Raw genomic sequence first — 13100 nt, forward strand, 5'->3', positions numbered from 1 at the left:
TCATTTGGGAGGGGCGCGATTTGCCACTTTGGCAGTACAACCTCGCAAGAATCGGATGGCGGAACCGGTGAATGCCGTCTAGCCTTGGTCGTTCCAATTCATTGATAAGGCAGCGCATATCGTGACATCTCCAATCAGTCTGACCATGGGAATGCGGGAATGGACACTGCTGTTGGTGCTGTCGCTGCTATGGGGTGGCTCGTTCTTCTTTGTCGGCGTTGCGGTTCAGGACCTGCCCCCACTGACCATTGTGGCCCTTCGGGTATCGTTGGCCGCGGTTGGGCTCTGGTGCGTGGTGCTGATCCTGGGCTTACGCCCGCCCAGGCAGTGGCAGGTTTGGCTGGCATTCCTGAGCATGGGCACCATCAACAACGCCATTCCTTTTTCACTGATCGTCTGGGGCCAGACCCAGATTGCCTCGGGCCTGGCGTCCATCCTGAATGCCACCACACCGCTGTTTACCGTGGTGGTAGCCACCTGCCTGCTGACAGACGAACGCGCCACGCCGCTCAAGGTGCTGGGTGTGGTGATTGGGTTTCTGGGTGTGGTGGTGATGATTGGGTTGCCGGCTTCGTCCGAGCCCACGCCCTGGCTGCCACAGCTGGCGATTCTCGGCGCGGCGATGTCCTATGCGTTTGGCGGGGTGTATGGCCGGCGCTTCAAGGCCCTGGGGGTTCATCCGATTCTGACCGCCGCGGGCCAGGTCACGGCCTCGGGCCTGATCATGATGCCGATCGCCATGAGCCTTGAGGGGGCGCAGGCGCTCAGTACGGCGAGTGCTCAAAGCTGGGGTGCCATCCTGGGACTGGCGCTGTTCTCAACGTCCCTGGCTTACATCATCTATTTCAAACTGCTGGAAACGGCCGGGGCCACCAACCTGCTGCTGGTCACTCTACTGGTACCCGGGTCGGCGATCCTGCTGGGGATTCTGTTCCTGAACGAGTCAATCACGGTGACCCAGCTCGCGGGCTTGGGACTGATTGCGCTGGGGCTGTCTGCTATTGATGGCCGGCTCTGGTCCCGCGTCGTTGCCGCAAGACCCTAGCCCAATCGAGATGACCGTTTACTGGTGCACCGGCACCAGGCGGCGGCCCATAGCAATCAGAATGCAGCCGAAGCCATACATCAGCACGCTGTAGACCACTGCTGGTATCGACATCTCGCTGGATTCCAGCAAGGTCAGCGTCACCATCAGGGCGATCGTGCCGTTCTTGATGCCCAACTCCACAGCAATGGCCAGGGACTCCCGCTGAGAGAGACCCGCCAGCCGGCTCAGCCCCAACCCAATCACGATTCCGGCCAGATTCAACAGGAACGCCGCTGGTCCGGCCTGGGCCAACAACTCCGGCAAGCGCTCCCGGGAACCCCACAGCAGGGCGATGATTAGCAGCAGCAGGACAAATCCGCCAAAGATGCTAACCATGCCCTCGGCTTTCTGCGCCTTCGCCGGTGCCTTGGTCCGGATGAACATACCCAGGGCCACGGGCAGCAGCACGATCACCACCAGCATGGCAATGGTCTTGCCCACCGGCAGCGAGATGTTCGCGGCCTCTCCGAAGTACATCTGCAGGGCGTAATTGGTGAAAAACGGCAGGGTGATGATGGTAATCAGGCTGGCAGACACCGTCAGCAGGATCGACAGCGCAATGTGGCCACGGGCCAGCAGCACGAACAGATTCGAAGTGGTTCCACCCGGACAGGCAGCGATGATAACCAGGCCAACCGCCAGGGCCGGCGCCAGGCCAAGGAGTGGCGCAATGGCAAAGGCCACCAGGGGCATCAACAAGATCTGGGCAAAGGTACCGACCACGACGCTGCGGGGGTTGCGCGTAACCTGGCCAAAATCCCGAAGAGTCAGCGTGAGGCCAATGCCCACCATAATGATAAACAGTGAAATCGGCAGGCCGATCGAAATTAGCGGACTGGTCTCCACGTTGAGACTCCTCGTTATTGTTGTTGGTCGGGCCCGACGGCATGACATCCGGAGTCTAATCGAAAGACCTGCCCCAGAATGTAAACTTTTTGACAATTGGCCTCGGGGGTCAATGTCCGTTCGGGAAGCGCTGGAGCTCTTGTAGACAATCGGCCAGGAACTCACCGGGATCGGCCATGATCGCCTCGTCGGCAACCACCCCGAACTGGATCTGGCCGGCGTAGCTGACAATGCTGACGCCCAGGCCGATATCGCCGGCCTGCGGCACCCAGAACATTTGTTCGGTAATGCGGCAGCCGGCCATGTAGCGGGGTTCCGGTGTGCCCGGAACGTTAGATACCACTGCGCTGGCCTTGCGGTAGAACACATCGGCGACCGGCTGCCGCCAGGGCTCTGGAATCGCCGAAGCGCTGGCCGCCAGCCCCCAGGCGATACCCGGCTGCCAGCTTTTTTTCAGCCGCCGGGTTTCATGTTTGATCCGATACAGTCGCTCCAGCGGACTCTCACCGTCCACCGGCAGGGGCACGAACACCGTGCCAAAATAGTTACCGAGGGAGCCGGACTCCGGTTGCAGGTCGGCCGGCAATCTCGACCGGATATCCACCGGCACTGCCGCGTGCAGCACGGCATCGTCCAGTTCGTCGGCCTCGATTCCGAGCCGACTGCGAACCGCCGAGGCAACACAACTGAGCAGGACATCATTAATGGTGACATTGGTGGCATCCGCCACTGAACGGAAGCGTGCCAGAGCCACCGGTTCCGACCAGCGACACTGGCGCCGGCCCAGCAATGGCCGCTTGAGATCGGAGGGCGTATCCGCCGGCTCAACCAGGAATTCGCTGACCTCATTCAGCAGCCTCAGGCCACTGGAGGCCACACGCTCCAGCGATCGCCCTGCCTGCTGCATCCGGTCCGTTGCCGGGGCTTCCGACTCGGCGTCACTAACCTCACCACGGGTCGCGGTTTCGCTCGCAATCAGCCGCTCCAGCCAGGCCTTGGCGGCAACACTCCAACGAGCCAACTGTGGAGTTTCAGCCGCGCCGTACAACGCAGGATGCTGCTGTGGCGATGGCGGGCATAGCCGATCGAAAATGCCCAACAAGGACAAGCCATCGGCATAACAGTGATGCAGGCGGAGGAGGAGCGCGGCGCCGCCCTCGGCATTGGGGGCTAGCCAGAATTTCCAACGCGGGCGGTACAAGGGAAGAGGCTGATTCAGACGCGCCGACACCCACTCCTGGAGGTCGTCGGGGCTGAACCGGTCGAGCACCACATCCAGATGGTGCTTGAGATCGAACATCGGGTCCTGCTCCCACCACCAGCCGGGCGAGCGCTGAACGGGCATGAACCGAAAGCGCTCCCAGGCCAGCCAGTACACCTGCAGAAATTCCCGCAATCGCGGTGCAGTGAGGCCGTCCACCCGCATCATGACCGTGATGGTCATCGGGTTTTCCGACCGTTCCAGAGCCAGCCACGCCGAATCCGCAGGCAAAAGAAGATGCGATTGCTCGTGACTCAAACCTGGCCGTCCCTGGGGAAAATGGATGAAGCTACGTAAAAACCGAACTCCGCATTGTGCCAGACAAGTTGCAACGTCTCCATCGACGGTGTCATGCACAAGATTACAGATGGTTACCAGTTGACGACCTTTTGGCCTAAACGTTGGCTAAATTCCGGGTCAATCGTTACCAAATACCACTAAAGAGTCATCGATTGGCCCCAGACAAGCGTAGATACTGTTAACTGTGCCAATACAAACAACTCGAGTTCGGGGTACAACAGACTGTAATACTGAGGTTCCAACAGCGTCCAAGACTAATAACAGGCCAATAATTACGCTGGTCGGGAGAGTAACAATGAAAGCGAGCCATGTTCGCAAACTGATCAAGCCCATCGAAAATGCTTACTCAGAGATGTTTTCCGGAAGCGTGTATCGCGTTGGCAAGGGCGCTGTTTCAGTGCGCAATCACAGTGGCAAAGCCCAGGCAACCGTTGTCGGTGTTCACGGATTCCTGGAAAACCATTGTTACTTCACGCAGGCCTACGAGGCTCCCACCACCGAATTGATCCTGCTGACCTGCAGCAACTACCACATTCCTGTAAACGGCGTGACCCCGGAAACACCCCACTGGGAAGTGCCGATCAAGCACCTCGAAGGCACCATTGAGTACGATGCCTGCATCCTGAACCAGGCGCTTGCCAATCTTCCGACCACGCAGAGCATTCGTATCCACGGGCACTCCCGGGGCGGAGCGGTGATCCTGGAGGCGATGAATCAGTGGCCGGAGTTGTATGAGGATGTGGAAGTGGTGCTGGAAGCGCCGGTGCTGCCCCAGGCCAAGATTCATGCCCTGGTAACCACGCTGCTGGAACCAGTCAGCCACGGAATGTGGCCCTGGCTGATTCGCCTGATCAACTCCGCGCCCTCTTCTGCCTATGGCCAGACCTTCTTTGGCAAGATGAACCCGCGCAAGAAACAGCTTCTGAGCAATCTGTTCTCAGCCACCAAGGACCACCTGACCATTGTTCGCAACATCGAGAACATCATGGACTGGATGGAGCGCACGGACACCAGTGTGTACAACAACATCCGCCACGGCACCTTTCTGATCCCTGCCGTGGATCGCATTCTCGACCGCACTGCCATGCTCGCCAGTGCCCGTCACAGCCCGACCACCATGCGCATTATCGAAACCGAGGCGCCAAGTCACTTCATCACCCTCGACAGCAAGGAATGGCTACCCGGTCTCGAATCCCTACCGGAAGCTGCCCAGGGCTAGTGTCCTGCGGGCGAACCTTCGTTAAACTACCTCGCCTCTGCCCCACGGCTAGTTAAACGGAGCCCGTTTCCCATGTACCGCGAGCGCCTGGTCGCCACCAAAGTCAGCACCGACAATGCGCGCCTGCTTCGTCATCTGTTGCTGGAATATCACGATTTCCGCCGGTACAAGGCCGCGCATCCGATGCTGGCCGATACCATCGAGGTCGCCGACTGGCAGGCGCAACGGCTGAAAACCACCCATCTGGATCTGTACCAGCACCCGGGCTATCACACTGGCCTGGAGTTTCTGCTGTCTGATCTGTACGCCCCTTCCGCCATGACCGGCCGGGACGACAACATCGATCGGGTATTTCCGAAAATGGTGAAATGGCTACCGGACCACCTTCTGGGCACCCTGGCGGGCCTGGTGGAGCTGAACCTGATCACCCAGCAGCTGGATCTGGAGCTGGCCGAACAGCTGCATGATGCACAGACCCCGGCCAGTAACCTGACCGAGACCCAGTACTGCGAAGTCTTTCGCAAGAGCCAACAGCTGCCGCTGCGTGAGCGCCAGCTGGCGCTGATCGAGGATGTTGGCCTGCAGCTGGATCGCTACGTGCGAAACCGGACCCTCGGTTGGCTGCTTTCCATGAGCAGGGCACCGGCCGACATGGCCGGACTCACCGACCTGCACGGGTTCATGCACCGGGGCTATACGGCCTTTCGCGCCATGGATGATGTCGAATCACTGATTGAGCGACTGGTGAGCCGGGAACAGCGGGTGATGAATAACATCCTTGCCGGTCATCCGGAGCCGTTCCGGCTACCGGCCGACCTCTGAACCCCGACTACTCAGGGTTCAGGCCTTCAGCATCTGGTCCAGCTGGGAATTGATTTCCTGTTCGATCCGGGATTTGAACGGGCGGAGCATCATGCCGAGTTCAAGATGGATGTGCAGCTCGGCATGACCGATTTCGAGTTGACCTTTAACACCGCTGCGCTTGAAGCGGAGCAGATCCCCATCCCACTGGTAGTTCACGTCGAACTGTTCGGACAGATCTTTCGCCAAATTTTCAGCAGCTTCCCGAGCGTGTTCTTTGTCCAGTGTGTGCGGACGGCGTACATCAATAACGGACATAAATCAGTTTTCTCTTGGAAAATGGAAGGTTTTATAGTTTAGGGCGCTATTAAACTCGCCGCCACCCTTGTAGCGACCCCGCCAGCGGTTAGAATACGAGGTTCAGATTCAGACAGGATTTCTCTCATGAGCGAGCAGCAAACGCCGGCCAATCAGGCCCAGAAAAGCCAGGGCCAGGATGACGTCACCCATTTCGGTTTTCGGGACGTACCCAAGAGCCAGAAAGCGAGCCAGGTGGCTGACGTATTCCACAGCGTAGCTGGCAAATACGACCTCATGAACGACCTGATGTCCATGGGCATTCACCGCCTTTGGAAGCGCTTCACCATCGAGCTCTCGGGCGTGCGTCCGGGGCACCAGGTGCTCGACATTGCTGGCGGCACCGGCGATCTCACCATGAAGTTTTCCGACCTGGTAGGCCCGTCCGGCAAGGTGGTGCTGGCCGATATCAACGCATCCATGCTGAAAGTCGGCCGTGGCCGGCTGGTGGATCGCGGCTACGCGGGCAACATCGAATACGTTCAGGCCGACGCCGAACACTTGCCGTTTCCTGACAACAGCTTCAATGCCGTCTCTATTGCCTTTGGTCTGCGAAACGTCACCGACAAGGATCAGGCGCTGCGCGACATGGCCCGGACTCTCAAGCCCGGCGGCAAGCTCATGATTCTCGAGTTCTCCAAGCCCACTAACCCGCTGCTGAGCAAAGCCTACGACACCTACTCGTTTACCGCCCTGCCGCTGATGGGTCAATTAATTGCCGGCGACAGTGAGAGCTACAAGTACCTGGCAGAATCCATCCGCATGCATCCCGATCAGGACACCCTGAAGGGCATGATGGAAAACGCCGGTCTGGTAGGCTGCAAGTACTACAACATGACCGGCGGCATTGTTGCCCTGCACGTGGGAATCAAGCCCTGATGTTTCCCGGGCCGACCCTGCTCGCCGCGGTCACCGCCATCATCGAAGGCGCGCTGAACCAGGCCCTGGAACTTGATCCGGCAGGCCGTCGGGCACTGCTGACCGCATTGAATGCACCGGTCCGGGTGACCATCACCGCGCCACTGCCGCTGGCCTACACTCTGCACACCACGGGCAGTCGGGTTCAGGTCAGCAGCCAGCTACCGGAAACCCCGGGGCTGGAAATTCAGGGCAAGCCCATTGCCCTGGCGGCACTGGCACTCGGTGATGATCGCGTCTTCAGCGATGGCCGGTTGCAGGTGGAGGGCGATACCGCGCTGGCCCACCAGTTGCAACGTGCCCTGGACCAGCTCAACCCGGACTGGGAAGCGGCCATGGCCCGACACATCGGTGAGGTGCCCGCACATTTCCTGGGCCAACGGGTTCGCGGTGCCGTGAAGTGGAGCCGCAATGCGTTTCAGGCGCTGAACGCCAATATCGAGGAATACGTGCACGAGGAAAGCCGTGCCCTCCCCGGCCGGCGAGAACTGGAAGCCACGTTCGCGGACATCGACGAACTCAACCTCCGCACTGAACGCCTTGCCGCGCGCATCGACCAGATTGGCAACCGCGCCCCTACTGACGAACCGGAGACCCCGTGACCCGCCTGCAACGACTGATCCGAATCGCCTGGGTGTTCTGCCGATACCGGCTGGATACGTTTTTGCCCCTGGCGGAGTTGCCGGCACCGCTGAAGGTGTTTTTCCTGCTCGCGCCCTGGCACCTGTTTCCCAAACCGAAATTAGACCGGGGCGACCGACTGCGCTTGGCGCTGGAGGAACTGGGACCGGTGTTCGTTAAGTTCGGCCAGATCCTGTCGACGAGGCGCGACCTGCTGCCGGACGACATGGCCGAGTCCCTGAAAAACCTGCAAGATCGGGTTCCTCCCTTCCCCAGTGACGTTGCCCGCAGCATCATCGAGTCCTCGCTTGGCGCCCCGGTAGCGGAGCTGTTCCAGGACTTCACGCCGGATCCGATTGCCTCAGCCTCCGTGGCCCAGGTGCATGGTGCCACCCTGCCCAATGGCAAGAAGGTAGTGGTGAAGGTTCTGCGCCCGGGTATCGAACGGGTTATTCGCCAGGATCTGGCCCTGATGTACCTGATGGCCGGACTGCTGGAGAAATACTGGTCTGAAGGCCGGCGCCTGCACCCGGTGGAGGTGGTCGAAGACTACGACTCCACCATTCACGACGAGCTGGACCTGCAGCGCGAGGCCGCCAACGCCAGCCAGCTGCGCCGTAATTTCGACAACTCGTCACTGATTTACATCCCCTTCATTGACTGGGACTACACCCGCAAGTCAGTACTGGTGATGGAACGCATCCACGGCATCCCTATTGCCGACGTGGCGGCCCTGAAAGCGGCCGGCGTGAACATGAAGGTGCTGGCCGAAAAAGGCGTGGAAATCTTCTTCACCCAGGTCTTTCGGGACAGTTTCTTCCACGCCGACATGCATCCCGGCAACATCTTTGTGGACGTCAGCAACCCGGCCGATCCGAAGTACATTGCCATCGATTTTGGGATTGTTGGCACCCTGGCACCAGACGACCAGAGCTATTTGGCGCGCAACCTGCTGGCGTTTTTCCGCCGTGACTACCGTCAGGTCGCCGAATTGCACGTTCAGTCCGGCTGGGTGCCGCCGGACACCCGGGTCAACGAGTTCGAAGCTGCCATCCGTACTGTGTGCGAACCCATCTTCGAGAAGCCACTAAAAGACATTTCCTTTGGTCACTTCCTGCTGCGCCTGTTCCAGACTGCACGCCGCTTCAATATGGAAGTGCAGCCCCAGCTGGTCCTTCTGCAGAAGACACTGCTGAACGTGGAGGGCCTGGGACGCCAGCTTTACCCCGAGCTGGATCTGTGGAGCACCGCGCAACCGTACCTTGAAAGCTGGATGCGCCGCCGGATAGGCCCGTCCGGACTGATCAAGTCACTGCAAACGCACCTGCCCTCATGGCTGGAGCAGTCCCCTGAGATGCCACAACTGGTGCACGATGCCCTGCTGCAGCTGCGCCAGTCCGGCCCCACCGAACAACAGAATCAGGCTACACTGGAGCTGCTTCAGGAACAGCAACGGCGCGCGGAACGCCGCTGGCGACGCGGCCTGACCGCCGTTGTGCTAATCGCCGTGGCAGTGCTGGGCACCCAACCAGAGGCCCAGGCCTGGGTCGCCGATGTGCCGATCTGGAGCTGGGTACTGCTGGCAGGCGCGGGCGGCCTGGTGCTGCGTGGCAGCCGCTAACCGATCATCGATTCAGCAATGAGAATTCAGGATTCACAAAAATGAAAGATTTCCCCGATAATGTCGACAACCCTGACTGGCTGGATGTCATCCGCTGGACCGCCGACGGTCTGGTGCCTGCCATCGCCCAGGATGCTGCCACTGGCGATATCCTGATGATGGCCTGGATGAATCGGGAATCACTGCGCCTGACTGCCCTGGAGGGCCAGGCAGTGTATTGGTCCCGCTCCCGCGGCAAACTCTGGCGCAAGGGCGAGAGCTCTGGCCACCAGCAGGTCATCAAGGATATCCGGCTGGATTGCGATGAGGATGTTATCGTGCTGATGGTGGAGCAGAAAGGCGGCATTGCCTGTCACACCGGCCGACGCAGTTGCTTTTATCGCAGCCTGAAAGACGGTCAGTGGGTCAGCGTTGATCCGGTGATCAAGGACCCCGACGCCATCTACGGCAGCCAATAAGGAGTACCGACAGTGAGTGATGTATTGCAACAACTGGCGCAGGTACTGGAAGCGCGCAAACAGGCCGATCCGGACACGTCTTACGTGGCCAGCCTGCATGCCAAGGGCCTCAACAAGATTCTGGAAAAAGTCGGTGAGGAATGCACCGAGACCCTGCTGGCCGCGAAAGACGCGGAGCACTCGGGCGACACCTCGAACGTAGTCTACGAGACTGCGGACCTGTGGTTTCACAGCCTGGTGATGCTGTCCCGGTTAGGCCTTGGCCCAAAAGAGATTCTGGACGAACTGGCCCGGCGTTTTGACCTCTCCGGATTGGAAGAGAAAGCCTCCCGGGACCAATAAGGGATGACAGGCTAATCGGCAGATTAACGTCAATCCGATCTGTTAACGTACACTACTGTGTAGCGACAACTTAAAACGAGGACCCCACCATGGGTATCAGTATCTGGCAGCTTCTTATCGTACTCGGTATCGTGATTCTGTTGTTCGGGACCAAGAAACTGCGCAACATCGGCACCGACCTGGGCGGCGCTATCCGCGGCTTCAAGAAGTCCATGAACGATGAGGACAGCAAGGCCGCTGACCCGGACTCCCTGGAAGAAGATACCGACGCGAAGGGCCAGCCGGCCAAATCCGAAGAAAAGCCACGGGACAAGTCCCACAGCTGAGACCAGGCTGAATGTTCGATATTGGCTTTCTTGAGCTGCTGATCTGCGGCGTCATTGCTCTGTTAGTGCTCGGCCCCGAGCGCCTGCCCACTGCTGCCCGAGCTGCCGGGCGGTGGATTGGCGGTGCCCGGCGCATGGTCAGCCAGTTCACCTCGGAGCTGGATCGCCAGCTAAAGGCCGAAGAGTTACGGGAAGAACTGCGCAAAGCCGGTGATGTGGGGCTCGAAGACGTCCAGAAGACTGTGCGCGGCGCGCTCGACGATGCCAAGCGTTACGAACACATGATCATGCCGAACAGTGACCATCAAAGCTCACGCCCGGCGCCGGCGACCCGGCGCGTGGCCACGAAAACGCCGGAAAACAGCGATGAGCCGACGCCATCGGTCGAGTCCGCAGCGGCACCTGAACACGAACCCACTCCTGGCACCGAGCCCGAGGGCACCGATCAGCCCCGCTCGGGGCATGCATCATCGGATGACCGTTCATGACGTCCCAGCCAGACGGCAACCCTACTTCCCCCGAACACCAGGAAATGCCTCTGATTGAGCATTTGCTGGAGCTGCGTAACCGCCTGTTGAAGATGGTGCTGGCTGTAGTCATCTGCTTTGCCGCCATCTACCCGTTTGCCAACGATCTGTACCTGTGGCTGTCGGAACCGATCCGTTCGCTGCTGCCGATCGGGCAAACCATGATAGCCACCGACGTGACCTCCCCGTTTTTTGCGCCCCTGAAGCTGGCCCTGGTATTGGCGGTCTTTGCTGCCATTCCCATCATCCTGTACCAGCTCTGGAGTTTCGTCGCGCCGGGCCTGTATGCCCACGAGAAACGGCTGGCGTTTCCCCTGCTGTTCACCTCGGTGCTGCTGTTCTACGCCGGTGCTGCCTTTGCCTACTATGTGGTGTTTCCGCTGGTTTTCGGCTTCTTCACCGCCATTGGGCCGGAAGGTATCGTTGAACTGCCGGACATCAGCAGCTATCTGAATTTCGTTTTAAAGATGTTCTTCGCCTTTGGGGTCGCCTTTGAAATCCCCATCGCCACCGTGCTGCTGATTCTTACCGGCGCGACCACGCCAGCCGATCTGGCCGCCAAACGCCCCTACGTGGTGGTGGGCTGCTTCATCATCGGTATGCTGCTGACCCCGCCGGACATCATCTCCCAAACCCTGCTGGCCGTCCCCATGTGGATCCTGTTTGAGGTAGGCATCATCTTTGGCCGACTGGCGAAGCGGGAAGTGGCCGAGACCGACGAGCCCGCTGGCGAATGAACCTGGCACTGCTGTTTGATGAGGATTTCACCGCGGAAAACCGGGTGACACTGACCGGGCGCCGGCTGCAGCACCTGCATTCGGTGATCCGGGTTGAAACCGGTGATTGCATTCCCGTCGGTCGGGTCAACGGTGACATTGGTACCGGTGAGGTGCTCCGTCTGACCGAGACCGAAGCCGAATTGCGGGTATCGTTTGATCAGGTGCCACCGCCCGCCCTGCCACTGACCCTGGTGCTCGCCATGCCCCGCCCCAAGATGTTTCGCCGGGTGCTGCAAACGTGCGCGACCCTGGGGGTGAAGGACATCTGGCTGATTAACAGCTACAAGGTGGAGAAAAGCTTCTGGCAAACGCCGTGGCTGTCCGATGACAACCTGCGCGAGAACCTGACGCTGGGGCTGGAGCAGGCCCGGGATACGGTGATGCCCCAGGTGCACATCCGCAAGCTGTTCAAACCGTTCGTGGAAGATGAGCTGCCCGCCCTCTTGGCTGGCAAGCGCGCCCTGGTGGCCCACCCGGGCACGGATCAACCCTGCCCTACCCACATGGACCAGCCTACTGCCCTGTGCATTGGGCCTGAAGGCGGCTTTACCCCTTACGAGGTGGGTAAACTCGAGGAAGCCGGCTGTGACCCGGTGCACCTGGGGCCACGCATTCTGCGGGTGGAGACGGCCGTGCCGGTGCTGGTCAGCCGCCTGTTCGATGCCTGTGGTTAATTCAGGCCGAGCGCGCCGCCCAAAGCTTCTGTAGCGGGGTAATCACCGCCACCAGTAAGGCACCGGCAATCACGCCAAACACACCGTCAGCAAGGGTCGGCACAATGAGCTCCGGCACACCGCCAAGGCCCTCTGCAAAGTGGTGGACGGCCTCGTAGACCGGCGGCAAGCCGTGAGTCAGAATGCCACCACCAACCAGAAACATGGCAATGGTGCCCACGATCGACAGGGTCTTCATCATGTGGGGTGCCAACCAGAGAATTCCCCGCCCCACTTTCTGCAACGCCTCGTTGTCCTGCTGGCTCAGGTAGAGCCCGCCGTCGTCGAGCTTCACGATGCCGGCGACCAGTCCGTAAACCACCACCGTAATCATAATCGCCACCACCGCCAGCACCAGAAACTGCATGCCAATACTCGCGCCAGCCACCGTGCCCAGGGTAATCGCGATGATTTCCGCCGACAGGATGAAATCGGTTCTGATAGCGCCTTTGATCTTGTCTTGCTCCACCGCCTTCAAATCGACGTCTGGATTTTTCAGGGCTTCGTGCAGTTCCTGCTTATGCGCTTCGGCCTCTTGCCGGTGCAAAAACTTGTGCGCCAGCTTTTCAAAACCTTCGAAACACAGAAACGCACCGCCCAGCATCAACAGTGGCACCACCAACCAGGGCACGAAGAAGCTGATGGCCAGCGCGGCTGGCACCAGGATCACCTTGTTCAGCATCGAGCCTTTGGCCACCGCCCACACCACCGGCAGCTCGCGCGCGGGCTTCACACCGGTGACCTGTTGCGCGTTGAGCGCGAGATCGTCGCCCAATACACCGGCGGTTTTCTTGGTGGCGGTTTTAGTCATCAGGGCGACATCGTCCAGGATGGTGGCGATGTCATCGAGAAGGGCGAGAAGGCTGCTTCCTGCCATGATTGGTTGTCCTTAGCGGGTTATTGGGAGAAGACGTTATTGGAGAA

At 59.9% G+C, this 13100-nt stretch carries 16 protein-coding genes; 12 read left to right on the forward strand and 4 right to left on the reverse strand.

Going from position 1 to position 13100, the window contains the following annotated elements; all coding sequences use genetic code 11:
- Positions 1-121 precede the first annotated feature (121 nt).
- A complete protein-coding gene (locus tag QUE89_RS15040; RefSeq protein ID WP_286220856.1) occupies positions 122-1045 on the forward strand; it encodes a DMT family transporter in 924 nt (307 codons plus the stop codon).
- A gap of 18 nt (positions 1046-1063) precedes the next feature.
- Here the strand turns inward: QUE89_RS15040 and QUE89_RS15045 are convergent, their stop codons facing one another.
- Both QUE89_RS15045 and QUE89_RS15050 read right to left on the reverse strand, forming a co-directional pair.
- The gene (locus tag QUE89_RS15045; RefSeq protein ID WP_286220857.1) at positions 1064-1933 is read right to left on the reverse strand and encodes a bile acid:sodium symporter family protein; all 870 of its coding nucleotides are present in this window, start codon (positions 1931-1933) and stop codon (positions 1064-1066) included.
- A gap of 109 nt (positions 1934-2042) precedes the next feature.
- Positions 2043-3452, reverse strand: coding sequence for a WS/DGAT domain-containing protein (locus QUE89_RS15050; protein WP_286220858.1), 1410 nt, complete (start codon positions 3450-3452; stop codon positions 2043-2045).
- Between the two features lie 337 nt (positions 3453-3789).
- Between QUE89_RS15050 and QUE89_RS15055 the strand changes: the two genes are divergently transcribed.
- Positions 3790-4713: an alpha/beta hydrolase gene (locus QUE89_RS15055; protein WP_286220859.1), complete on the forward strand. Its 924-nt coding sequence runs from the start codon at positions 3790-3792 to the stop codon at positions 4711-4713.
- 72 nt (positions 4714-4785) lie between these two features.
- Positions 4786-5535, forward strand: coding sequence for a DUF8198 family protein (locus tag QUE89_RS15060; protein WP_286220860.1), 750 nt, complete (start codon positions 4786-4788; stop codon positions 5533-5535).
- 18 nt (positions 5536-5553) lie between these two features.
- Here QUE89_RS15060 and QUE89_RS15065 read toward each other — a convergent pair whose 3' ends face one another.
- A complete protein-coding gene (locus QUE89_RS15065) occupies positions 5554-5832 on the reverse strand; it encodes a polyhydroxyalkanoic acid system family protein (RefSeq protein WP_286220861.1) in 279 nt (92 codons plus the stop codon).
- Positions 5833-5958: 126 nt separating this feature from the next.
- Between QUE89_RS15065 and ubiE the strand changes: the two genes are divergently transcribed.
- From ubiE to QUE89_RS15110, 9 genes are all read left to right on the forward strand, one after another.
- Positions 5959-6750 (forward strand): bifunctional demethylmenaquinone methyltransferase/2-methoxy-6-polyprenyl-1,4-benzoquinol methylase UbiE, encoded by a 792-nt coding sequence (ubiE, locus tag QUE89_RS15070; protein WP_286220862.1) that lies wholly within the window; start codon positions 5959-5961, stop codon positions 6748-6750.
- Positions 6750-7391, forward strand: a complete 642-nt coding sequence (locus QUE89_RS15075; protein ID WP_286220863.1) for a ubiquinone biosynthesis accessory factor UbiJ — start codon at positions 6750-6752, stop codon at positions 7389-7391. Before ubiE ends, QUE89_RS15075 begins: the two co-directional genes overlap by 1 nt.
- Complete coding sequence (gene ubiB, locus QUE89_RS15080) at positions 7388-9031, forward strand: ubiquinone biosynthesis regulatory protein kinase UbiB (RefSeq protein WP_286220864.1); 1644 nt, start codon at positions 7388-7390, stop codon at positions 9029-9031. The genes QUE89_RS15075 and ubiB overlap by 4 nt, the downstream gene beginning before the upstream one ends.
- Before the next feature lie 41 nt (positions 9032-9072).
- A complete protein-coding gene (gene hisI, locus QUE89_RS15085; RefSeq protein WP_286220865.1) occupies positions 9073-9489 on the forward strand; it encodes a phosphoribosyl-AMP cyclohydrolase in 417 nt (138 codons plus the stop codon).
- A 12-nt stretch (positions 9490-9501) separates the two neighbouring features.
- Positions 9502-9831, forward strand: a complete 330-nt coding sequence (locus QUE89_RS15090) for a phosphoribosyl-ATP diphosphatase (RefSeq protein WP_286220866.1) — start codon at positions 9502-9504, stop codon at positions 9829-9831.
- A gap of 89 nt (positions 9832-9920) precedes the next feature.
- Entirely contained in the window at positions 9921-10157 is a 237-nt protein-coding gene (locus QUE89_RS15095) for a Sec-independent protein translocase subunit TatA (protein ID WP_286220867.1), read from the forward strand.
- Between the two features lie 11 nt (positions 10158-10168).
- Complete coding sequence (gene tatB / locus QUE89_RS15100; RefSeq protein WP_286220868.1) at positions 10169-10645, forward strand: Sec-independent protein translocase protein TatB; 477 nt, start codon at positions 10169-10171, stop codon at positions 10643-10645.
- On the forward strand, positions 10642-11421 hold the full coding sequence (gene tatC, locus QUE89_RS15105; protein WP_286220869.1) for a twin-arginine translocase subunit TatC: 780 nt from the start codon (positions 10642-10644) through the stop codon (positions 11419-11421). Before tatB ends, tatC begins: the two co-directional genes overlap by 4 nt.
- A complete protein-coding gene (locus QUE89_RS15110) occupies positions 11418-12137 on the forward strand; it encodes a 16S rRNA (uracil(1498)-N(3))-methyltransferase (protein ID WP_286220870.1) in 720 nt (239 codons plus the stop codon). Before tatC ends, QUE89_RS15110 begins: the two co-directional genes overlap by 4 nt.
- Before the next feature lies 1 nt (position 12138).
- Here the strand turns inward: QUE89_RS15110 and QUE89_RS15115 are convergent, their stop codons facing one another.
- Positions 12139-13053, reverse strand: a complete 915-nt coding sequence (locus tag QUE89_RS15115) for a DUF808 domain-containing protein (protein WP_286220871.1) — start codon at positions 13051-13053, stop codon at positions 12139-12141.
- Positions 13054-13100: the final 47 nt, after the last annotated feature.

The organism is Marinobacter sp. LA51 (assembly GCF_030297175.1).
Classification (GTDB): domain Bacteria; phylum Pseudomonadota; class Gammaproteobacteria; order Pseudomonadales; family Oleiphilaceae; genus Marinobacter; species Marinobacter apostichopi.